The sequence below is a fragment of the Cytobacillus mangrovibacter genome, from assembly GCF_042865275.1.
Lineage (GTDB): Bacteria > Bacillota > Bacilli > Bacillales > Cytobacillaceae > Cytobacillus > Cytobacillus mangrovibacter.
This window is the reverse complement of the sequence record NZ_JBIACJ010000002.1, coordinates 179,406-201,324: the sequence shown is the minus strand read 5'-3', so window position 1 is coordinate 201,324 and position 21,919 is coordinate 179,406. Positions and strand designations below refer to the sequence as shown.

Annotated in this window: 28 protein-coding genes; 5 read left to right on the top strand and 23 right to left on the bottom strand. The window is 39.2% G+C overall.

Translation table 11 applies throughout. The annotated features are described in order from the left end of the window. Positions 1–43: 43 nt before the first annotated feature. From ACFYKT_RS04355 to ACFYKT_RS04285, 15 genes are all read right to left on the bottom strand, one after another. Positions 44–442, bottom strand: a complete 399-nt coding sequence (locus tag ACFYKT_RS04355) for a stage V sporulation protein AB (protein WP_389217032.1) — start codon at positions 440–442, stop codon at positions 44–46. 13 nt (positions 443–455) lie between these two features. Next, complete coding sequence (locus tag ACFYKT_RS04350) at positions 456–1,076, bottom strand: stage V sporulation protein AA (protein WP_389215971.1); 621 nt, start codon at positions 1,074–1,076, stop codon at positions 456–458. A 158-nt stretch (positions 1,077–1,234) separates the two neighbouring features. After that, positions 1,235–1,993 carry an RNA polymerase sporulation sigma factor SigF gene (gene sigF, locus ACFYKT_RS04345; RefSeq protein WP_389215969.1) on the bottom strand — a complete coding sequence of 253 codons (759 nt, stop codon included), beginning with the start codon at positions 1,991–1,993 and terminating at the stop codon, positions 1,235–1,237. Positions 1,994–2,005: 12 nt separating this feature from the next. Further along, entirely contained in the window at positions 2,006–2,446 is a 441-nt protein-coding gene (gene spoIIAB / locus ACFYKT_RS04340; RefSeq protein WP_389217030.1) for an anti-sigma F factor, read from the bottom strand. Positions 2,447–2,449: 3 nt separating this feature from the next. Continuing rightward, the gene (gene spoIIAA / locus ACFYKT_RS04335) at positions 2,450–2,800 is read right to left on the bottom strand and encodes an anti-sigma F factor antagonist (protein WP_389215966.1); all 351 of its coding nucleotides are present in this window, start codon (positions 2,798–2,800) and stop codon (positions 2,450–2,452) included. 223 nt (positions 2,801–3,023) lie between these two features. Next, complete coding sequence (locus ACFYKT_RS04330) at positions 3,024–4,193, bottom strand: D-alanyl-D-alanine carboxypeptidase family protein (RefSeq protein WP_389215963.1); 1,170 nt, start codon at positions 4,191–4,193, stop codon at positions 3,024–3,026. Between the two features lie 140 nt (positions 4,194–4,333). Then, positions 4,334–5,638 carry a pyrimidine-nucleoside phosphorylase gene (locus tag ACFYKT_RS04325; RefSeq protein WP_389215960.1) on the bottom strand — a complete coding sequence of 435 codons (1,305 nt, stop codon included), beginning with the start codon at positions 5,636–5,638 and terminating at the stop codon, positions 4,334–4,336. Positions 5,639–5,922: 284 nt separating this feature from the next. Then, positions 5,923–6,747 carry a purine-nucleoside phosphorylase gene (locus tag ACFYKT_RS04320; RefSeq protein ID WP_389215958.1) on the bottom strand — a complete coding sequence of 275 codons (825 nt, stop codon included), beginning with the start codon at positions 6,745–6,747 and terminating at the stop codon, positions 5,923–5,925. Between the two features lie 13 nt (positions 6,748–6,760). Then, positions 6,761–7,945 carry a phosphopentomutase gene (deoB, locus tag ACFYKT_RS04315; RefSeq protein WP_389215955.1) on the bottom strand — a complete coding sequence of 395 codons (1,185 nt, stop codon included), beginning with the start codon at positions 7,943–7,945 and terminating at the stop codon, positions 6,761–6,763. Positions 7,946–8,169: 224 nt separating this feature from the next. Next, the gene (xerD, locus tag ACFYKT_RS04310) at positions 8,170–9,063 is read right to left on the bottom strand and encodes a site-specific tyrosine recombinase XerD (protein WP_389215952.1); all 894 of its coding nucleotides are present in this window, start codon (positions 9,061–9,063) and stop codon (positions 8,170–8,172) included. Positions 9,064–9,071: 8 nt separating this feature from the next. Beyond that, positions 9,072–9,302 carry a YqzK family protein gene (locus ACFYKT_RS04305; protein ID WP_389215949.1) on the bottom strand — a complete coding sequence of 77 codons (231 nt, stop codon included), beginning with the start codon at positions 9,300–9,302 and terminating at the stop codon, positions 9,072–9,074. A 133-nt stretch (positions 9,303–9,435) separates the two neighbouring features. After that, positions 9,436–9,918, bottom strand: a complete 483-nt coding sequence (gene fur, locus ACFYKT_RS04300; protein WP_389215946.1) for a ferric iron uptake transcriptional regulator — start codon at positions 9,916–9,918, stop codon at positions 9,436–9,438. Positions 9,919–10,430: 512 nt separating this feature from the next. After that, positions 10,431–11,069, bottom strand: a complete 639-nt coding sequence (gene spoIIM, locus ACFYKT_RS04295) for a stage II sporulation protein M (protein ID WP_389215943.1) — start codon at positions 11,067–11,069, stop codon at positions 10,431–10,433. A 102-nt stretch (positions 11,070–11,171) separates the two neighbouring features. Beyond that, a complete protein-coding gene (locus tag ACFYKT_RS04290; RefSeq protein ID WP_389215940.1) occupies positions 11,172–12,335 on the bottom strand; it encodes an endonuclease Q family protein in 1,164 nt (387 codons plus the stop codon). After that, positions 12,336–12,887: an NUDIX hydrolase gene (locus tag ACFYKT_RS04285; RefSeq protein ID WP_389215937.1), complete on the bottom strand. Its 552-nt coding sequence runs from the start codon at positions 12,885–12,887 to the stop codon at positions 12,336–12,338. It abuts the gene before it with no gap. Between the two features lie 77 nt (positions 12,888–12,964). On the opposite strand from ACFYKT_RS04285, the gene mciZ reads away from it, so the two are divergent. Next, the gene (mciZ, locus tag ACFYKT_RS04280; RefSeq protein WP_389215934.1) at positions 12,965–13,102 is read left to right on the top strand and encodes a Z-ring formation inhibitor MciZ; all 138 of its coding nucleotides are present in this window, start codon (positions 12,965–12,967) and stop codon (positions 13,100–13,102) included. A gap of 73 nt (positions 13,103–13,175) precedes the next feature. Here mciZ and ACFYKT_RS04275 read toward each other — a convergent pair whose 3' ends face one another. Beyond that, a complete protein-coding gene (locus tag ACFYKT_RS04275; protein WP_389215931.1) occupies positions 13,176–13,478 on the bottom strand; it encodes a hypothetical protein in 303 nt (100 codons plus the stop codon). 91 nt (positions 13,479–13,569) lie between these two features. On the opposite strand from ACFYKT_RS04275, the gene ACFYKT_RS04270 reads away from it, so the two are divergent. After that, on the top strand, positions 13,570–14,481 hold the full coding sequence (locus ACFYKT_RS04270; protein ID WP_389215928.1) for an aldo/keto reductase: 912 nt from the start codon (positions 13,570–13,572) through the stop codon (positions 14,479–14,481). 70 nt (positions 14,482–14,551) lie between these two features. On the opposite strand, the gene ACFYKT_RS04265 is transcribed toward ACFYKT_RS04270, so the two are convergent. From ACFYKT_RS04265 to ACFYKT_RS04240, 6 genes are all read right to left on the bottom strand, one after another. After that, positions 14,552–15,049 carry a GNAT family N-acetyltransferase gene (locus ACFYKT_RS04265; protein ID WP_389215925.1) on the bottom strand — a complete coding sequence of 166 codons (498 nt, stop codon included), beginning with the start codon at positions 15,047–15,049 and terminating at the stop codon, positions 14,552–14,554. A 225-nt stretch (positions 15,050–15,274) separates the two neighbouring features. Then, entirely contained in the window at positions 15,275–15,520 is a 246-nt protein-coding gene (locus ACFYKT_RS04260) for a YqkE family protein (RefSeq protein WP_066395690.1), read from the bottom strand. A 44-nt stretch (positions 15,521–15,564) separates the two neighbouring features. Further along, positions 15,565–15,936 (bottom strand): VOC family protein, encoded by a 372-nt coding sequence (locus ACFYKT_RS04255; protein WP_389215920.1) that lies wholly within the window; start codon positions 15,934–15,936, stop codon positions 15,565–15,567. 62 nt (positions 15,937–15,998) lie between these two features. Beyond that, positions 15,999–16,667 (bottom strand): CoA transferase subunit B, encoded by a 669-nt coding sequence (locus ACFYKT_RS04250; RefSeq protein WP_389215917.1) that lies wholly within the window; start codon positions 16,665–16,667, stop codon positions 15,999–16,001. 26 nt (positions 16,668–16,693) lie between these two features. Beyond that, a complete protein-coding gene (locus ACFYKT_RS04245; protein WP_389215914.1) occupies positions 16,694–17,383 on the bottom strand; it encodes a CoA transferase subunit A in 690 nt (229 codons plus the stop codon). Between the two features lie 328 nt (positions 17,384–17,711). Next, on the bottom strand, positions 17,712–18,899 hold the full coding sequence (locus ACFYKT_RS04240; RefSeq protein WP_389215911.1) for an acetyl-CoA C-acetyltransferase: 1,188 nt from the start codon (positions 18,897–18,899) through the stop codon (positions 17,712–17,714). A 211-nt stretch (positions 18,900–19,110) separates the two neighbouring features. On the opposite strand from ACFYKT_RS04240, the gene ACFYKT_RS04235 reads away from it, so the two are divergent. The 3 genes from ACFYKT_RS04235 (at position 19,111) to ACFYKT_RS04225 (ending at position 21,346) form a co-directional block, all read left to right on the top strand. Then, positions 19,111–20,016, top strand: a complete 906-nt coding sequence (locus ACFYKT_RS04235) for a hydroxymethylglutaryl-CoA lyase (protein ID WP_389215908.1) — start codon at positions 19,111–19,113, stop codon at positions 20,014–20,016. A 70-nt stretch (positions 20,017–20,086) separates the two neighbouring features. Next, complete coding sequence (locus ACFYKT_RS04230) at positions 20,087–20,218, top strand: hypothetical protein (protein WP_264803126.1); 132 nt, start codon at positions 20,087–20,089, stop codon at positions 20,216–20,218. Between the two features lie 210 nt (positions 20,219–20,428). Further along, the gene (locus ACFYKT_RS04225) at positions 20,429–21,346 is read left to right on the top strand and encodes an alpha/beta hydrolase (protein ID WP_389215905.1); all 918 of its coding nucleotides are present in this window, start codon (positions 20,429–20,431) and stop codon (positions 21,344–21,346) included. Positions 21,347–21,371: 25 nt separating this feature from the next. Here ACFYKT_RS04225 and ACFYKT_RS04220 read toward each other — a convergent pair whose 3' ends face one another. Then, positions 21,372–21,905, bottom strand: a complete 534-nt coding sequence (locus tag ACFYKT_RS04220; protein WP_389215902.1) for a hypothetical protein — start codon at positions 21,903–21,905, stop codon at positions 21,372–21,374. Positions 21,906–21,919: the final 14 nt, after the last annotated feature.

Here is a 21,919-nt window from a genome sequence, read left to right as displayed (position 1 = left end):
GACTTAAAAGCTGCTAATACTCTGCCCAAAATGATTGATCATCCTACCTATCTACAAAATACAGCCATTGAAAGAGGGAGCCGATTATCTTGCCAAATACAATGGCCATTAATAAAAAAATAATCTGACCATCAATCCCAATTCTTTTTGCGAGAATCGGAAGGACATTTAATACTTCAGTCAAAGCAGCGGCAAGCATTCCCACAAATATTCCAGCAGCTAATCCCATTGGTATTAATATATATGGTGTAAGGAAAAGGGTTGGGTCCCATAAAGTTGCCATTCCACCAATAACTACACCTAAGACAACTGCCCATTCATAAGCACGTATCATCTTCATCGTTTTTGTTAGCTGCATAAGCCTTGGAATAATTCCTAATACAGACAGAAAAGCCACGTACCCTGAACCTACCGCTAGTCCACCAGCAAGACCAACAAACATGACAAAGATTACATTACCTGTCGTCAATATTTTTCATACTTTCTTTGTTTTCGTTCATGGCAACATAATTATCTAGATCCAACTGGTAATTGAACATCTCTACTTCTAACGGACTGGGCTCCTCATTCAGACGTTTCTTAAACAAATGGTTAAAAAAAAGAATCATTCCTAAACCGAGGCCAATGGAGTATGGGATTTGGAATATTAAGGGCTTTGCATCAACTTCGCCAGTAATAATTGTGTAGATTCGCTGGTGCACCCTTTGCATACTCACATCTTCATGAAAGTTCATAATCGTAAGAGCTGCCCCAAAGAATAGGAGAAGCCAGACGAGAAGAAACAGCGGCTGGGATACTTTACGTTTTTGCGCCACAACTTCAATGATTACTTGGGATGGACCTTGAGTCTGAATTTCAATATCTGGCACATTTTCAGTTATCAAACGGATGATCATCATTACATCAATGACAATCCGATTTCGGTCCTTTTCACTCACCCCATAAACCTTCAGCTTACTTAACTGTTCATATAACGGTTCATCAGCAATCATTTGGGCGATATCCTTAAGAAAAAGTGTTTCATGCGGTCGTACTTGTATGCGGTGTCGCAATCGAATATAAACCGTTCGTTCCATTTCGTTCACTTCCCACACAGTTATTTCCTTGTATCACTAGTATGAGTTACATATATTTACTTCATGATGACCAATAATTGGGTATTGCAAGAAGGGGATTTTTAAAAAAATGTGGTTTGCAAGATTAATGCGGAGTTTCACAAAAAAGACCGTATGGATTATAAATCCATACGGTCTTTCATTTGCTGGAGGATCTTTTTTTCAAGTCTAGATACCTGAACTTGTGAGATGCCAAGTCTTGCGGCTACCTCTGATTGTGTTTGATCCTTGTAATAACGCAGATAGACAATTAATCGTTCTCTATCATCCAGTTCATTAATTGCTTCTTTTAAAGCAATTTTATCAAACCATTTCCCTTCATTGCCATCGTCAATTTGATCGAGCAATGTGATTGGATCCCCGTCATTCTCATATACCGTTTCATGAATCGATGATGGCGTCCGGCTTGCTTCTTGAGCAAGAATAATATCCTCTGGCGTGATATCAAGGAATTCAGATAGCTCAGAAACAGTTGGCGTTCTGCCAAATGTTTTTGACAATTCATCCTTCGCCTTGCGAATTTTATTTCCCATCTCTTTTAACGAGCGGCTAACCTTCACCGTGCCATCGTCCCGAATAAAGCGCTGAATCTCACCAATAATCATTGGAACAGCATAGGTTGAAAACTTTACATCATAACTGAGGTCGAATTTATCAACTGATTTCAATAACCCAATACAACCGATTTGAAAGAGATCATCCGGTTCATACCCGCGATTTAAAAAGCGCTGAACGACCGACCAGACGAGACGCATGTTCTTCTGGACAATTAAATCTCGTGAGCCTTGATCCCCAGCTTGGCTTTTTTGGATCAGCTCTTTAACCTCATGATCCTTCAAAAAGGTTTGGCTCTTTTCTGCTTTAACCTCCACATCCATAGCAAGACTCCCTTAATTGCATAGCATTTTACTATTTGATAAATGCTTTTTTAATCGGATTTCTGTGCCTTTCCCCGGCTGCGATTGAATTTCGATTTCATCCATGAAATTTTCCATAATGGTAAAGCCCATGCCTGATCTTTCAAGTTCAGGCTTTGTTGTGAATAGAGGCTGGCGCGCTTCATCTACATTTATAATGCCTAAGCCCTCATCTCTAATCGATAGATCAATTAAGCCATCTTCAATTGCGACTGTAATATAGACGAACCCATCTGGATTCTGATCATAGCCGTGAATAATTGAATTAGTAACAGCTTCAGATACAACTGTTTTAATTTCGGTTAATTCATCCATTGTCGGATCAAGCTGACTAATAAATGCAGCAACTGTTACACGGGCAAACGATTCATTTTGACTCAATGCGCTAAATTTAATTTGCATTTCATTTTTCATCAATCATGCAACCCCCAGTCTTTGCAAAGCGAATTCTTCTGTCGGTTCTAAACGGATGATCTTAAATAATCCCGACATATCAAATAATCTTTGAACGGCTGGAGAAATTGCACAGACAACCATTTCACCATGCTGCTGTTTAATTTGCTTGTATCTTCCTAGAATGACACCTAAACCAGAGCTATCCATAAATGACAACTCACCAAGATTTAAGACAATATGATGGATATCATATTCTTCAATTGCATTAGATGCTTTCATTCTCAGTTCATCTGCAGAATGATGATCCAATTCTCCGCTTAATCGAATACACAATACATCTCTCTTTACTTCCAAGTCAATGGTAAGACTCACTATCATAGCCTCCTTATCTAGTATCCCTTTATGCTCATCGACAAGCCTTCTCTAATGGCTATCCTTCAGCATAACAGGATCGGCGTGACCGTATCATTTACATGACATACTTTAGGCCTTTATAGTGAGTCAAATTCGATAAATGTTTATGCATTTCCTTCTTCAAGACAAAACTAGTGGCTTTTCGCTAAAACTAGTAGTCATCTTCCTCATTTCGACAAAATTAAGATCCTGCCTTCGTAAACATGCCCATCGAACGTTTATACAATGTCCACCAGCTTGCTTGTTTACTATCTTCCTTTGCTACAAGCGGTGTTTCAACTAATGTTTTTCCTTCTTGCTTTAGCTTTAATACGCCTACCTTATCGCCTTTTTTTACTGGGGCCTTCACATTTTTATCCAATGTGATGGATTGTTTAATATTTTCAATTCCTTCGCCTTTTTTGGTTAAAAGAGAAATAGGCTCACTTGTAAGAGCTTCCACTCTCTTCTTCTCCCCTTTACTGATCGCTACTTTTCCAAGAGCTACATTTCTTTTGTACATTGGATGTGTTTCGTATTGGCTAAATGCATAATCAAGCATTTTGGTCACTTGCGCATTTCTCTCTTTCGATGTTGGAGCTCCAAATACGACAGCAATAACTCGCATGCCATCTTTTTCAGCTGTTGCTGTTAAACAATATTTGGCTTCATTCGTAAAACCTGTCTTAAGGCCGTCCACACCAGGATAGAATTTAACAAGTCGGTTTGTGTTTACGAGCCAGAATTTCTTGTCTGTATTTTCACGCAGATAGGATTCATACGTACCTGTAAATTTCGTGATTCCTTCGTATTTAAGCAGTTCCTTCGCCATAATGGACATATCATGTGCAGTACTAAAATCACCATGTCCAGGCAAACCAGTTGCTGTTTTAAATTCTGTATGCTCAAGTCCAAGCTCTTTTGTTTTTTTGTTCATTAGCTTGACGAACTCTTCTTCTGAACCAGCAAGCCTTTCTGCCATAGCAACAGAAGCATCATTGCCTGATCCAATTGCAATTCCCTCAAGCATTTGCTCGGTTGTCATTTCTTCACCTGGCTCGAGGAATATTTGTGATCCTCCCATTGATGCAGCATATTCGCTTGTTCGGATTTTTTCATCCATTGACAGCTTTCCTTCATCAATTGCTTCCATAATTAATAGCATCGTCATGACTTTAGTCATACTTGCTGGCGGGAGCTTCTCATGACTATTTTTCTCGTATAGAATAGCACCTGTATCACGCTCAATTAAGATCGCGGATTTTACATTTTCCGCTAGATCTAGCCCATCATTTTCTTTCGCCATTGTTGAAGGAACAAAAATAGATGCCATAAAAAAAGATAGTACAAGTAAACGGACAATTCGCTTCATCACATAGACCTCCATTCTTTATAGCCTCCATCATTTCCAATTCAACCAAATTTATACAGAGCACACTACAGTATAGGTGAATATTTTTTTGGAGGAATATAAAAAGCCAGAGCAATTTTCGCTCTGGCTTTGACATCCTTTTATTCTGTTATTTCTCCGTGAATTAATACGGGTGCTGGCACCTTTTCACTTGAAAGAGTGATGTTCTCGTATAGCTTTTCTTTCACTTCTGTTACATCTTCAAAATTGCTGTAAATCGTAACAATTGACTCTCCTTTTTTCACTTGATCGCCAATTTTTTTACGAAGGACAAGCCCTACAGCAAGATCGATAACCGATTCCTTTGTTGCTCTTCCAGCGCCAAGAAGCATAGCAGCCGTTCCAATTTCGTCAGCAACCATCTCCGCGATATAGCCATCTTCCTTCGCTTCAAGCTCAATAATATATTTTGCTTGAGGCAGCTTTGATGGATCATCAACAACAGAAGCATCGCCTCCCTGTGATTGCAGGAATGTTTTAAACACTTCTAGAGCTGTACCATCCTTAATGACTCCTTCTAGCATTTCCCGAGCTTCTTGTAATGTGCTGGCCTTTTTCGCAAGGTAGACCATATGGCTTCCTAGTGTAAGAGAGAGTTCTGTTAAATCCTCAGGGCCTTCACCTTTCAGTGTATCAATCGCTTCTTTTACCTCAAGTGCGTTCCCGATTGCAAATCCAAGCGGCTGACTCATATCCGAAATAACAGCCATTGTATTTCTTCCCACATTATTTCCGATTCGAACCATTGCCTTAGCAAGCTCTTTCGAATCGTCAAGTGTTTTCATAAATGCACCTGCACCTGTTTTTACATCAAGGACGATCGCATCAGCACCTGCGGCAATTTTTTTGCTCATGATGGAGCCCGCTATTAATGGGATGCTATCGACTGTCGCTGTTACATCACGAAGTGCATATAGCTTTTTATCAGCAGGTGTTAAATTCCCGCTTTGTCCAATAACAGCAATCTTGTTTTTGTTTACGAGTTCGATAAATTCTTCGCTTTCTATTTCTACATGGAAGCCTTCAACAGCCTCAAGCTTGTCAATTGTTCCACCTGTATGACCAAGGCCTCTTCCTGACATTTTCGCTACTGGGACACCTAATGCTGCAACTAATGGCCCTAATACAAGAGTTGTCGTGTCGCCAACGCCGCCAGTCGAATGCTTGTCTACTTTAATGCCTTCTATTTGTGATAAGTCAATTTGATCGCCTGATTCAACCATCGCCATGGTTAAAACTGCTCTTTCATTTTCTGTCATTCCTTGAAAGAAAGTAGCCATCAGTAAGGCACTGACTTGGTAGTCAGGAATAGAGCCATCTGTATAGCCTTTAATGAAAAACTGAATTTCTTCAGTTGATAATTCTTTGCCATCTCTTTTATTTTCAATAATATCGACCATTCTCATTATAGATCACCGATCGCTTTCTTATTTTTAGGCTGTTTTCGTAAACTTTGTTGTTAAATAAAACGTAGTTGGTAGATGTTGATTTCCGCTCCAGGTTACTCGCTTTCCGCGGGGTGGGCGGTGAGCCTCCTCAGCGCTAAAGCGCCTGCGGGGTCTCACCTGTCCCACTCCTCCCGCAGGAGTCTCGCAACCTTCCGCTACAATCAACCAGCCATTTTGTTAATCGTTATCATTCACATAAATTATTCAAAAACAACAATCTTTTAGAAAAGTGCCTTTTTTTATTACTTTGCACCGAATTCTTGGACTAATGCTTTGACATAGCTTAGAAATGCTGCTTTAACTTTTTCTGTTGTTTCTATTACTTCTTCATGATTTAGTGGCTGATCTAATATACCTGCTGCCATGTTGGAAATACAAGAGATTCCTAATACTTGCATTCCTGCATGTCTTGCTACAATCACTTCAGGTACTGTAGACATCCCAACTGCATCTGCACCTAATTGACGCAGCATACGAACTTCAGCAGGTGTTTCATATGTTGGTCCTGTGTTTCCTACATAAACACCCTCTTGCACTTTCAAGCCCAGTTTCGCTGCTATTTCTTTTGCCAGTTGTCTAAGCTCAGCTGAGTAGGCAACTGACATATCTGGGAAGCGAACGCCAAGACGAGAATCATTTGGACCGATTAATGGATTGCTGCCCATATTATTAATGTGGTCGCTAATTAACATTAAATCACCTGGTGAAAAGCTTTCATTCACTCCACCTGCTGCATTAGTGACAATTAATTGTTCGATCCCAAGCTCTTTCATTACTCGAACCGGGAATGTTACTTTATCAAATGTATAGCCTTCGTAATAATGAAAACGCCCCTGCATAGCTACAACATGAATTCCATTAAGCAAACCAAATACAAGCTGACCTGCATGGCCCTCTACAGTGGAAACAGGAAAATCAGGGATTTCATTGTAAGGAATTTTCACCGCATTTTCGATTTCGTCAGCTAATACACCAAGACCTGATCCAAGAATAAGACCCAGTTTCGGCTGTTGCCCATATTTTTCTTTTAAAAAGCTTGCTGCTTTTTGAATTTTTTCGAAGTTCATTTACCTTTTCCCCCTATTTTAATTCCTGTAAAAAGCTCTTTCCATATGCAGGCATTTTTACATGGAAATTATCTGCAACCGTTGCCCCAATATCTGCGAACGTCTCTCTAATTGGAAGTTCCTTGCCATTTTCATTCTTTTTGGCATAAGCAAGAAGCGGCACATATTCTCTTGTGTGGTCAGTTCCGTGATGAATAGGATCATTCCCATGATCGGCTGTAATAATCAATAAATCGCCTTCTTGCATTTTTTCAAATACTTCTGGCAGGCGGGCATCGTACTCTTCAAGTGCATTGCCATACCCTTTCGGATCACGGCGATGGCCATATAATGCATCAAAATCAACTAAGTTTAAGAAGCTTAAACCAGTAAAGTCCATCTCAAACGTTTGAATTAATTTATCCATTCCGTCCATATTTGAAACGGTACGAAGAGACTCTGTTACACCTTCGCCATCAAAGATATCGGATATTTTCCCGATCGCAATCACATCAAGTCCCGCATCCTTCATTTCAGACATAACTGTGCGATCAAATGGTTTCAAGGCATAATCATGACGATTCGATGTTCTTTGGAAATCTCCCGGTTGTCCGATGAATGGTCTTGCAATTACTCGACCTACCATATATTTCTCATCCAATGTCAGTTCTCGGGCGATTTGGCAAATTTCATATTGCTCTTTTATCGGAATAATATCTTCATGTGCAGCAATTTGGAGCACAGAATCAGCAGAAGTATACACAATCAGTGCTCCTGTTTTCATATGCTCTTCACCAAGCTCAACAAGGATTTCTGTACCGCTAGCCGGTTTGTTCCCAATGACCTTCCTACCTGTACGAGCTTCTAATTCAGAAATGAGCTCATCAGGAAATCCGTCTGGAAATACTTGAAAAGGCGTTTGTATATTAAGGCCCATAATTTCCCAATGACCTGTCATTGTATCCTTTCCATTAGAGGCTTCTTGCATTTTCGTATAGAAAGCGAGTGGTTTTTCCGCTTTTTCAATTCCTTTTATCTCACGAATATTGCTAAGACCAAGCTTACCCATATTCGGCATCTTTAGACCATTCATTTTTTCAGCAATATGGCCCAGTGTGTCGGCCCCTTTATCGCCAAATTGCTCCGCATCAGGTGCTTCGCCAATCCCTACTGAATCCATGACAACGACAAAAATTCGTTTATATGTGTATGAAGCCATTTTGTTGTCCTCCTTTAATGAGTGAATACGGTTACACTAGAAAAGATAGAATATAAATAGGTTACCCCTTGTGAATAGGTTTATCACATTTCTTTTATTTACAAAGTCAGAAGTCTGACATCTATATTTTACCTAAGAATAATAAGAAATGAAAGAAAAAGCTCCCAATTTTCATGGAAGCTTCACAAAAATACAGAAGATGTTTAAACGATACTTTAATTTATTTAAGCACGCGGATGGTATTGACTATATACATCCTTTAATCTTGTTTTTGTTACATGGGTATAAATCTGTGTTGTGGAAATATCTGCATGGCCGAGCATTTCCTGAACAGCTCGTAAGTCAGCCCCATTTTCCAGAAGATGGGTCGCAAAGGAGTGTCGTAATGTGTGGGGAGTTAAATCTTTCTCAATGCCTGCAGCACTTGCCAGTCCTTTTAATATTTTCCAAAAGCCTTGTCTTGATAGCCCTTTTCCATGATGATTCAAAAATAATGCTTCATCCTTATGCTTTTTTGAGACAAATTGGCTTCTTCCCTTTTGTAAATATTGATCGAGTGCTTGTACAGCAGTCTTTCCGATTGGAATAATTCGTTCTTTATTCCCTTTTCCAATACATCTAACAAATCCCATTGTTAAATGGACATCCCCTAATTTAAGCCCGATTAACTCACTAACCCTGATTCCTGTTGCATATAATAATTCAAGCATCGCTTTATCACGAAGGCCGTAATGATCATTCATTTTCGGTGATTCTAATAATATTTCTACTTCCTGCATATTTAAAACCTTCGGCAATGACCTTTCCTGCTGTGGTGATTCAATATGGACAGAAGGATCCTGATCTGCTGCTTTCTCACGGAGAAGGAATTGATGAAAGGCTCTAATTGAAGCAATATGTCTAGCCAATGTTTTCGAAGATTTCCCTTGTTCCTTTAAGGATTTTAGAAAATGAATGATTTGTACTCTTTGGACATGATTCATATCTGTTATCGCTTCTATATTTTTTAAATACTTCATATAACTCTTTAAATCCCTCTCATAAGAGACAATTGTATTTTTTGCAAGGCCTTTTTCTACGATTAAGTAATGTATGAAATCCTTCAGTTCGTCCTCCATTGATGTCACTACTCCCCATTTAAATAGAAAAGAATTAATCGGTCCAACCAACTTGATGAACGATCAATATTTCCACTGGTCGATACTTTTACAGCAGCACCTTCCGGCTCATCATAGCGGTGATAATCCTGATATTCTTCATTTAACCACATAATACCATAATAAAAAAGGATTGTGCATCCTGTGAAAAGCACGAATACTTTAATCGTTTGAATGATCGTCTTCAGCCAAGATTTCATCTAAATATCCCCCATAATCTCTTAATATTAAAAGATATGCCATTTTGGACAAGATTTATACCTCAATCTGATAAGTTGCGAATAGACAATTTCATAGACAACAAAAAAACCTTTTCTCTGATTAAGAAAAGGTTTATCCATTATCTTGTTCTATTTTTTCATTCTCATCTGTTTCAGTGTGATCGTGACAACGATGACAAATACCATGGAATGTCAAACGATGATCTTTAATTTTGAAATTCCATCTCCGTTCAACAACTTCCTCTACATCCTCTAATAAGTCTTCCTGGATTTCATCAACTGCTCCACACTCAATACAAACTAAATGATGATGAAAGTGAGCTGCACCTTCTTGACGAAGATCGTAGCGGGAAACACCATCACCAAAATTAATTTTATCAACAATTTTCAATTCAGTTAATAACTCAAGTGTTCTATATACAGTTGCTAAGCCTATCTCAGGCGATTTTTCTTTTACTAGGAGGTAGACATCTTCTGCACTTAAATGATCCTCTTCATTTTCTAACAAAACGCGAACGGTTGCTTCACGCTGAGGCGTTAATTTATAGCTTGACGAATGCAAATGCTTCTTTATTCTATCAATTCTACTTTCCATACGAAGTTCCCCCCTCGCCACTAACATTCTCATTATAACAGATAAAGGAATAGATTCAAAATAAAATTATTACAATTAAGAATTGATAATTAATATTATATAATAATCATTTTAAAATAAAAAGGAAATTTTTTCGACATTTACTGATACTATACGATTAAATATCATAATGTCAAGAAACAATAAAGCCTGCAAGGTTGCTATACAAAAGTGATCAATGAGCAGATCACCTTTTGTACGCTTACCTCACAGGCTATTTTAAATTAAAGCTCTTTTCTAAAAGATTGTTGTTATTGAATATTTCTTCTGCTGATAAATTTGTAGTTGATTGGAGCGGAAGGTGCGAGACTCCTGCGGGAAGTGTGGGACAGGTGAGACCCCGCAGACGCTTTAGCGTCGAGGAGGCTCAGCGCCCACCCCGCGGAAAGCGAGCATCCTGGAGCGGAGATCAACCTCCACCAACTAATGTTTCATTAGCAACAATGTTTGTAAAAATAAATAATTGACTGAATCTAAAAGGAATTAATGACGGACTTCATTAATAATGGAGAGATCAGTGCTTCAATACCCGCTGCCGCACATAAGAAGAGGACTGCTACAGCAAAGGTAAGTAGATATCTTCCAAGCATAGGCATCATTGGCTGGCCTACCTTTTTCATAAACTGCCTGCTAATCATTTTTAATGAAAAGGAAACAGCAATGGTTGCAGAGATAATAAAGACGGGAATAATTATTATATTTTGCGGCAACACCGTTACAAATGAAAGCAGAAATCCATCCCAGCCCATTTGATTCACTAAGAAGCCAACTGTAAATCCAACAACCATTCCTTTCATAAATAAAAGAATTAGAATCACCGGAAGACCAATAATCGATATTCCTAATATCCACATTAAACCAATATATTTTGTATTATGAAGGAAGCTTTGCCTAAATAAATCATTTCCTGCCGCTACATTCCCATCTGACACTTGTCCAAAAAATTGTGATAGATAGTAAAATAAATCCTCTTTTTGTGTAAAACTTAGACTATTGACAATCACAGCCCCAAAGATGACTCCCATTAGAAATAAAACAATCACAAATAAATAAATTGAGGAATGCTCGTGAAAATGATTTGCGACGACGTTCTGGTACATTTTTTTTCTCATTGCGATCCTCCTGCCAAGCTCTGATTATTAGTAAATTGTATGCTTGTCCTCCGGATGTATGACAAAAAAAATTCAGCCCCTTTTCGGAGCTGAATCTCTTTGTCATTCTGCAATTTTCCCGTACTTCCCGCCACCGCCGGCAGATAAGCTTAGTTTTCCTTCACGTGCTTTGATGATCATTTCTGCCGTTTTGGCTGGAATGATCTGTTCCAGTTTTTCTAAAGGAACTTCATGTAAGATCGCCATTTCCGTTCCAAAATGATCAAGCAACTTCCCAAGCATTTTCGGTCCAAGACCTGAAATGAATTCAAGCGGCACTTGATGGATATATGGTGGACGATTAACAGGTGATGAGCTTGCTGTTTTTAGTTCTGTAATTCGATCTGCCACTCCTTTTATATACTTCGTGCTGCCGCAATGATTGCATACACCCTTTTCTGGATCAAACGGAGTAAAGCACTGGGAACACACGGTCTGATGATATTTTCCAAGGAGTGGGTCCAGTCCGTAATTCGCTTTGACTTTGCGGCCATCTATTGCATGCAGCGCTTTTTCCAGTTCATTAAAGGTTGGCTCTGCCATTTGCAGCACATGATATTCCCTTGCAATCTTTTTCAGAGAATGAGCGTCCGAATTGGTTACATAGGAAAACTCATGCAATTCTTTAATTTGGTCTGCCATTGCTGTATCTGCACTTAACCCCAGTTCAATTCCATCGATCAGGTTTTTATCAAACACTTCAGTTAATGAGTGAATGACCCCTTTTCCGAACAGGCTTTTAAAAGGAGTAAATACATGGGCAGGAATAAATAAACCGCCCAGCTCTTTCACCTTTAATTGCAATTCTCGGCCTGAGACATAAATTCGCTGAGAGCTGAGTGTGATATTTTTCAGATGATTAGATAGCCACATCGAAAAGCTTTTCATTTTATCCAAAGTGGCAAAATAACAGAGGACATGGATGGGCCCATGGCAATTCTCATCATAAATTTCCAACTCTGACCCAGGAATAATGGTTAAATCGCCAAATTGCAATCCGCCTTCTGAATGCTCGATTACATCCCCTGTTTCCATAAGCTCAGCGATTTCTAAGATCACTTCAGGAGAATGGCAATCAATAATCCCAATGATATTCAAGCCCTTTTCATTTCTAGCATGCTCGATAATATTCGTGAAGGTAAGGGATTTGGCTCCTGTTATTTTCACAGGCTTTCCTGTTCGGGTTCTTCCGATATGAATATGTAAATCAGAATAATAAGTATTCATCTACTGATTCAACGCCTTTTGCAATTGCAAATATTGGACAGCATACGCTGTTTTTGCATCATATATTTTTTGTTCCTTCAAGTAATGTTCTGCCTCTTCTAATGTTAGCTCCATTAAATTTACAAATTCATCCTCATCTGGAGCTAGTGCATTTTCCTTTTTTTCCAGCCCTCTTGCTATGTAGAGATGGACAATCTCATCAGCAAACCCTGGGGATGTGTAAAAGGAGATGAGCCACTCCATTTCCTTACAGCCATAACCTGTTTCTTCCTCAAGTTCTCTTTTGGCGCAAGCTTCGGGATCTTCATTAAGCTCGAGCTTGCCTGCTGGAATTTCAATAATTGTTCTTTCCAATGCTTTTCTATATTGCTCCACCATGACAATTCTATTCTCATCTGTTAACGCTAGAATAGCAACCGCCCCTGGATGCTTAATGATTTCACGTTTTGAGATATTTCCATTAGGTAGTTCTACCTCTTCTACTTGAAGGCTTATCACTTTGCCGCTAAAAATTTTCTCTGTTTTAATTGTTTTTTCTTCTAGGCGACTCATCTTTCAAGGTCACTCCCGTTCTATTCCGATTAGGTTTTCTCATACATATTATCATACTTTAATTGGGGGAGTTGGCCATGAAAATTTATGTACATGAGAAAGGCATCGTGCTCGTCGGAAAAGCCTGGGAGGTTCGAGAGAAATTAAAAGAATACAGTAAGGATTATTATTTGTTGAAGGATTGGGTTTATTCCTGTTTGAAGAAAGAGAATTGAATTTGAATTGGATGCTTTTTTAAAAATTCACCTCAATATGTAAACGGTTCTTTCTATTGCCCTGACTGTCGGTTTAATATCTAATCCAAATTGTATTTTGACAAATAGTTTTTTCATCTTCGGCTTTTTTAGTAACAGTTATTGAAGCAGTACCAGCCTGGTGTATGTAAATAGTATTAGAAGGTGAATCGAGATCATTTAATACGCCTTCAACAATCTCCTTGTCAGCCAAATTAATTTCTATATTTTCAATAAGCCATTTGATCGCTTGTTCGATTTTTTCTACCTCTTCTTGATTAGCAATTCTGCTATCAGATTTTGTATTGAGAAGTTCATCAATTTGTTTTTGGTTTAACTCCTTTTGACCTTTTTTCATGAGTATCACATCCTAAATCTGAAACATTTACTGAATTTTATTATTTCCTCTTAGTATATAATAGTAAGAAAATGAAATCGAGGATGTCGAAATGAAAAAAAGGCGATTAGGGAAATCAGATTTATATGTGAGTGAGCTCGGATTAGGGTGTATGTCCCTTAGTACTAATCCTAAAAATGCCCAGGCAGTGATTGAAGCAGCGTTAGAAGAAGGCATTAATTATTTCGATACTGCAGATCTTTACGACTTTGGCGAAAATGAGCAAATTGTCGGGCAAGCACTAAAACCAATAAGAGACAAAATCATCATTGCTACGAAAGCAGGAAACCGCTGGAATGAAAAGAAAGATGGCTGGAGCTGGGACCCTTCAAAAAAACACATAAAAGAGGCGGTTAAACAGAGCTTAACAAGACTTGGCACAGACTATATTGATTTGTATCAGCTTCATGGCGGCACAATGGAAGATCCTATAGATGAAACGATTGAAGCATTTGAGGAATTAAAGCCTGAAGGGTTTATCCGCTATTATGGCATTTCCTCTATTAGACCAAATGTCATTCGTGAGTACGTGAAAAAATCAAACATTGTCTCGGTCATGATGCAATACAGCCTATTAGATCGCCGTCCAGAGGAAGAGGCACTGCCGCTTCTTTTAGAAAATAGCATAGGCGTAGTTACCCGTGGTCCGCTGGCAAAAGGGTTATTAAGCAATAAAATGATTGATAAAACTTCACAACAGGGATATTTAGATTACAGCTTCGAAGAATTAAATCATATCCTTCCGCTATTAAGAGAAAAACTTGCTGATTCGCGTACAATGACAGAACTAGCCCTTCAATATAATCTAGCCCATCCGGCTATTTCTTCAGTAATAGCAGGTGCGAGCAAGGTCGAGCAGATTAAAGAAAACGCCAGGGCAGCACAGGCAAACCCGCTCTCAGAAGAGGAGCTTTCCATTATCCAGTCCATCACCAAAATGAATCAGTATGAGCAGCATCGTTAAAAAGCAGGGATAGATAAACAGGCAAGATCGTCCTGTTTTCATCTATCCCTTTTTTGTACTACAAATAGAGTCAATCCATTTCCTCTCTTAATTTGACCAAGTTATACCAGCTTACTCCACCATGTGTGGATTCAGACATGCCATGGTTAACAAATCCAAAATTTTCATAAAAAGAAACTAATTCCTGTTTACATGTTAAAGTGATTCCTTCTCTTTCATTTTCTTTTACAAGCTCTTCCATTTTCTCAATTAAAATCTTTGCAATTCCTTGATTTCTAGCCTGTTTTGACACCGCTAATCCTAAAACACTCTGATATCCTCCGCTTTTCGGATTCTCCTTGATTTCCTTAAAAAGATTATCGGTTATGTACGGTTCATTAATAATAGGGCCATTAATATAACCAAGTATCTCTCCATTCTTTTCTGCCACAATAAAGGTATCAGCTATCAGCTGAACCCTCTCCTCAAATGCTTCTTTAGTGGCAGCTTCGTCTATTGAAAAGGCTTCATTCTCAATCAATAACAACTGTTCTAAATCTGTCGTTTGGACATTTCTTAAAGTAATCATCTTGTCTATAACACCTTTCCTAACTCGATTGAAGTAAAAAATTTAATAGAAATATTTTTTGGGTTTTACTAATACAAATTCTCAATACTTCGATTTGGCTTTATTAGTTGTAAATATTTAAGCGGTCTTAAAAACAAAAAAGTACACCACTATATATATAAATGATGTACTAAATTTAATGTCTGACATTAAAAACAATTCACTATTCTTCTAAGTCTTATTTCTTTATTTAAATTCTTTCCAATTCATATTGCTTTCACCAAGCAATTCTTCAAAGCTTTTGTTCTTTTCGCGCAAGCGTCTTTCTTCTTTTTTGCGCTGTTCTTCCTCTTCTTTTTGCTTATCTTCAGCTGCTTTTAATTGCTGCTTTGTATCCTTTAATTTCTCCATTAATTCTTGATTTAGCATATCGCCAAGTGTTACTGGCTTATCCGCCTTTTTAGGCTGGGTCTGCTGTTTTTTCTTTTTCATTGAAATCCCCTCATACTAATAATTTACGATTTATTATATCATTTTCATCGCAAAAACTCGAGAAACTCTATCCGGTTGCCGAATGGATCATCAACGAAAAATCGGCTTCTTCCTTCAATTGGCGGTTCTTCTTTTATACGAATCTCATGCTTTTCCAAGCTTTCGCGTAAAACTGATAAATTTTCTACTACAAATCCAGGATGAGCCTTTTTAGCAGGAAGAAAATCTTCTTGTACACCAATATGTATTTCTTGGTTTCCACAGACAAACCAGCAGCCACCACGTTTTTGCAGGTTTTCAGGCTTCGGGATTTCTTTCAGTCCGAGAATGCCTCCGAAGAATGCTCGCGCCTGTTCCTCACAGCCCTTTGGTGCGGCTAGTTGAATATGATCAATGCCTTTAAATGCAAAATTCATACATATCTCCTCCTAAAAATAACGAAAAGCACAGCATTTGCTACTGCACTTTTCGAAATAGATTAATAAGCTTCTGTCAGAACATTCTCATCTACTTGTAATTCTGCTCCAGTCGACTGGATAATATCCTCCACAGTGAAGCCTTTTGCAACTTCGACAAGCTTTAAGCCTGATTCCGTTACATCAATGACAGCCCGCTCTGTAATAATACGATTAACAACCGCTTTTCCTGTCAACGGCAGCGTACATTCCTTCAATATTTTTGACTCTCCATCTCTATTCGTATGATCCATAATAACAATAATTTTTTTCGCACCATGGACGAGATCCATTGCACCGCCCATTCCCTTAATCATCTTCCCAGGAATCATCCAGTTTGCAAGATCGCCTTTTTCTGAAACTTCCATACCGCCAAGAATGGCGATATTCACATGCCCGCCACGGATCATTGCAAAAGATTCAGCACTGTCAAAATAAGCGGAACCCGGAATAGCAGTCACTGTTTCCTTGCCCGCATTAATTAAATCAGGATCTACTTCTTCATTCGTAGGGTATGGACCAATGCCAAGCAAGCCATTCTCTGATTGTAGCACCACTTCTTTATTATCTGAAATATAGTTGGCTACAAGTGTTGGCATGCCAATCCCAAGATTAACATAAAAGCCCGTTTCAATTTCCTTCTCAGCACGTCTAGCAATTTTTTCGCGAACAGCAGCTTTATCATTAGTCATTGCAGCGTCTCCTTCCTAAAGCGTTTTTACTTTTGTACTGTTAGCCTTTCAATACGTTTTTCCTGATTTCCTTCGATTAATGCTTGAACATAAATACTCGGGGTATGAATACCGTTCGGATCTAGCTCACCGATTTCGTATAGATTTTCTACTTCGGCAATTGTTACTTTCCCTGCCGCAGCAATCATCGGATTAAAATTTCGAGCCGTTTTATGATAGACGAGATTGCCCATTTTATCGCCCTTCCACGCTCGCACCAAGCTGAAATCTGCAATCAAGGATTCTTCAAGCAAATATTCTTTTCCATGAAAAATCTTTGTTTCTTTCCCGTCGGCGATTGGCGTGCCTACTCCAGCAGGCGTATAGAAGGCTGGGATCCCAGCTCCGCCAGCACGGATTTTTTCAGCTAATGTTCCTTGAGGAAGCAGCTCCACTTCGATTTCTCCCGAAAGCACTTGTCTTTCAAACTCTTTATTCTCACCTACATAAGAACCGACCATTTTCTTTATCTGTTTATTTTTTAGAAGCAAGCCAAGCCCCCAGTCATCAACACCACAGTTATTCGAAATGACTGTTAAATCTTTGACACCTTTTTCCACTAATGCAAGAATTAAGTTTTCTGGTATGCCACAAAGACCAAATCCGCCAACCATTAACACAGCGCCATCATGAATATCCTTCACTGCTTCATTAAAGGAAGTACAAATTGTTTTCACGTCATTCTCCCCCTCGTTTGAGAACGTTTATTTATATCAAAGGCTGTTTTCGTAAACATTGTTGCTAATTAGAAAATAGTTGGGTAGAGGTTGATTTCCGCTTCAGGTGCTCGCTTTCCGCGGGGTGGGCGGTGAGCCTCCTCAACGCTAAAGCGTCTGCGGGGTCTCACCTGTCCCACTACTCCCGCTGGAGTCTCGCACCTTCCGCTCCAATCAACCGACCTAGTTGGTCAACCACGTTCATTCAAACATTTGATTCAAAAGCAACAAATTTTTAGAAAAAGCCCTTTAGAAAAGAACCAAAAATAAAATTGCTTCCATTAACGAACTAAGCTAGTTCAACAACGGTTGCGACTCCTTGGCCACCGCCGATACATAAAGTAGCAAGGCCTTTTTTCGCCTGTCTCTTTTTCATTTCATGAATTAATGTAACTAGAATTCTTGCTCCGCTTGCTCCAATTGGGTGGCCTAAAGCAATGGCACCGCCATTTACATTTAATATTTCTTTATTAAAGTTAAGTTCTCTGTCCACGGCAAGTGATTGGGCTGCAAAAGCTTCGTTTGCTTCAATTAGCTCTAATTCTTCCATTGATACTGCTGCTTTTTCTAGTGCTTTTTTCACTGCATTTACTGGTCCAATCCCCATAATGCTCGGATCGACTCCTGCACTTGCATTGGCTTTAATGACAACTAATGGCTGAAGTCCTAGCTCATCGGCCTTCTTTCTGCTCATTACGACAAGTACGGCTGCTCCGTCATTTATACCTGACGCATTTCCAGCTGTTACACTGCCGTCCTTTCTGAATGCTGGTCGCAGTTTTGCTAATTTCTCAGCTGTTGTTCCTTTTTTCGGATATTCATCCGTATCAAAAATAATCGGATCCCCTTTTCTTTGCGGAATGACAACAGGAACAATTTCATCCTTAAATCTGCCTTCTTCTATCGCATTTACTGCCTTTGTCTGACTGGCTGCAGCAAATTCATCCTGCTCTTCCCTTGTCAATTCGTATTTATCACAGAGGTTTTCTGCAGTCACACCCATATGATAATCGTTAAACGCACATGTTAAGCCGTCAGAAGTCATTGTATCGATTAGCTTCTGGTCACCCATTTTGAAGCCATTGCGCGCATTTTTTAATATGTACGGTGCCTGACTCATATTTTCCACGCCGCCGGCAACAATAATTTCTGCATCCCCCGCGATAATCGCTTGTGTGGCCAAATGAACAGCCTTTAAGCCAGAGCCGCAAACCTTATTAATTGTCATTGCGGAAACGCTTACAGGAAGGCCCGCTTTAAGTGCTGCCTGTCTTGCAGGGTTTTGGCCAATGCCTGCTTGAAGTACATTTCCTAAGATAACCTCATCTATTTGCTCAGGTTTCAAACCCGCTTTCTCAAGTGCACCTTTGATGGCTATTGCCCCTAGCTCTGGAGCAGAAACATCCTTTAGACTTCCGTTAAAACTGCCGATCGCTGTTCTTACAGCACTTACAATAACTACTTCTGTTTGTGTCATATCCCTCATCCTTTCAATCCCATATCACTACTAATATTTCGCGAAAAATCATAGAAATCCTTTTATTATGTCAAAATTTCTATTATTCTTGCTTTTTGAAAAACAAACAGAATAAAATAAGAGAATAGAAGAGCGGTCGCTCAGTTTTCAATAAGAAAACGTTTACAGCTTTAATCTCACCCTTATAAACTATGTGATTGGAGAGAAAAACATGACGCTGCAATTGCCTGAAAAAGTAACAATCATTGAAGTTGGTCCTCGTGATGGACTGCAAAACGAAAAAGCTTTTGTGCCCACTGATATTAAAAAGGACTTTATTAAAGGATTGAAAAATGCTGGTTTAACTGAAATGGAGCTAACTTCTTTTGTTTCACCAAAATGGGTTCCACAAATGGGGGATGCAGCTGAAATTGTCACCGATTGCCTTGATGATCAAACACGGAATATCGTTTTAGCGCCCAATCGAAAAGGAATTGACAGAGTCTATATGACCGATTGCAAAGCGGTTGCTGTCTTTGTTGGTGTAAGCAATACATTTAATCAAAAAAACATTAATAAATCTACGCAAGAAAGTATGGCTGAACTTACACCAATCATTAGTGAGTTAAAGGAGAAAGGATACTTTGTCCGCGCTTGTATTTCCACTGCCTTTTACTGTCCATATGAAGGAAAAATAGATCCGGAAGATACGTTGAGTTTGTGCCGGCAATTTGTTGAAGCTGGAGTGGATGAGTTAAGTGTAGCAGATACGATCGGAATGGCTGCGCCACATGAATCCTTTCATTTATTCAGCGGGTTGAGAAACGAATTTCCCGATACATTGCTGACCGCTCATTTCCATGACACAAGAAAGATGGCCCTTGCCAATATCCTTGCTGCATTGCAAGCAGGAATTGACCGTTTTGATACATCGGCAGGCGGTCTTGGCGGTTGTCCCTTTGCTCCTGGAGCCTCTGGAAACGCTGCTACTGAGGATGTCGTTTATATGCTCGAGCGAATGGGAATTGAGACAAATGTCGATTTAGAAAAATTAGTCGAGGTGATTTCGATTGTAGCGCCGCATTTATCCCGTTCGATTGACAGCATGTATTACAGTCTTCAACAACAAACCGTTTAGAGCCTGAATAATTTCTCTCCTTTTCAGCCATCTTATTGGGTGAAACATACTATAAGGGGGACAAATTTGAATGAGTCAAAAACGAGATAAGGGCTACAGCCAAAAGGGCAAGCCTAACAGTGATACAGTGAGTCAGACAATCGCTGCCGAAGAATTAGAAAAGGCCATTCATCCGACAAAGCGCCAAAATTCAAAGCAATAGTTCACGGGAGCGATTGACTACCGGTTTTGCGTTTTTCTAGGAATTGCGGTCATCAATAAATCAGGGGGATTAAGGACTGCTTTGCCTTTTTCCCCTGATTTCTGTCCTCAATAATTGATTCATTTATTTCTTCCTCCATTTAAGTCGAGTTTATGTTTTAATTCCCTTAAAAATGGTAAAATAAAGAAAAAGGGTACTAGGAGGATGGACATGAAAAGACTTCTTCGTTTTACTCGTTACTTTATTTCTTTCCTTCTCTTTCTCACATCCATCGGTGTTTATTTTACAAATCGGCTCATGTATATGAAGAAGAAAGAAGATCAATTTATCTTGGATCGGGAACAAGAAGCTGGACGTCTTGATCTAATGGAATATGAGGGACTTCCAAAGAAAGAAGTTCTCGTTCCCTCCCCTTTCGGCTATAATCTCAAGACTGTCTTAATTGAACCCCACAAAAATAACCGCTACATCGTCATTTCACACGGAGTAACAGAAAATAAAATGAATTCCATCAAATATATGAATTTGTTTTTGGAGCGCGGATTTAATGCGGTTATTTACGATCATCGCCGCCACGGGGAGTCCGGTGGGAAAACAACGAGCTTTGGTCATTATGAAAAATTCGATCTAAAGACCATTGTCGATTGGCTAAAGAAAGAATATGGTCCGAACATTGAGATAGGCATTCACGGAGAATCGATGGGCGCCGCCACAATGCTGCTATATGCAGGCATGCTTGAGGATGGGGCAGATTTTTATATTGCCGACTGCCCTTTTTCTGACTTTAAAGAGCAGCTTGCCTATCAGCTAAAAAGAGAAATGAAGCTGCCGCCAAAGCTCATTCTGCCTGTTGGTGATTTATTTTTGCGTATGCGGCAGAAGTATTCCATCAAAGACGTTTCCCCCATTTCAGTTATCGAAAACATCCAAAAGCCCATTCTCTTTATTCATAGCCAAATGGATGATTTTATCCTGCCAACCATGTCTGAAGCCCTATATGAATTAAAAAAGGGCCCTAAAAAGCTCTATTTAGCCAAAAGCGGAGTTCATGCGCAGTCATTGAACGAGAATAAAGATGATTATGAAAAGGTCATTGATGAGTTTTTAGAAGAATATGTTTTCACATAAAGAGGCCTTGATGCAGGCCTCTTCTTTATTTTAGCAGCTCTATTCCTTTTCCATTCCCTGACAAGCCTCTAGCAAATTCATAATCCCCTACTTTAATAAAGTAACGTCCACTGTCTTTTTCAATCATGTTTGCTCTTTCCAATCCTTCATTTCCGACCACTTCAATGATGTTAATCTTGCTATCCTCTATTTTCCCATAAATAACAGGAATTCTATTTTCTAAATCACCAATGCCATTATAATCATAGAAAACATTTTTAAAGATGGTCAGCTGTTCCCCTTCCCCATAATCCCAATGGTTGTGCCCTGCATTTTCCCATCCATCCCGATCATTTCCCTTCAAGAAGGCTACTGTGACAGCGTCAATTTCCTCTTTCTTTTCACTCTTCTGTCTTGTTACATACAACAGAATCACGCCATCCTTCACTTTTTCTGTATGTATAACTTCCTTTACATTAAAAGGGATTTCCTTTTCAATTACTTGACTCATTGGCACTCCCCTACAGGCAGAGAGCAGCAGCACCACTGTTAACAATGCGACAATCCATTTTTGTTTCACACATTTCCCTCCAC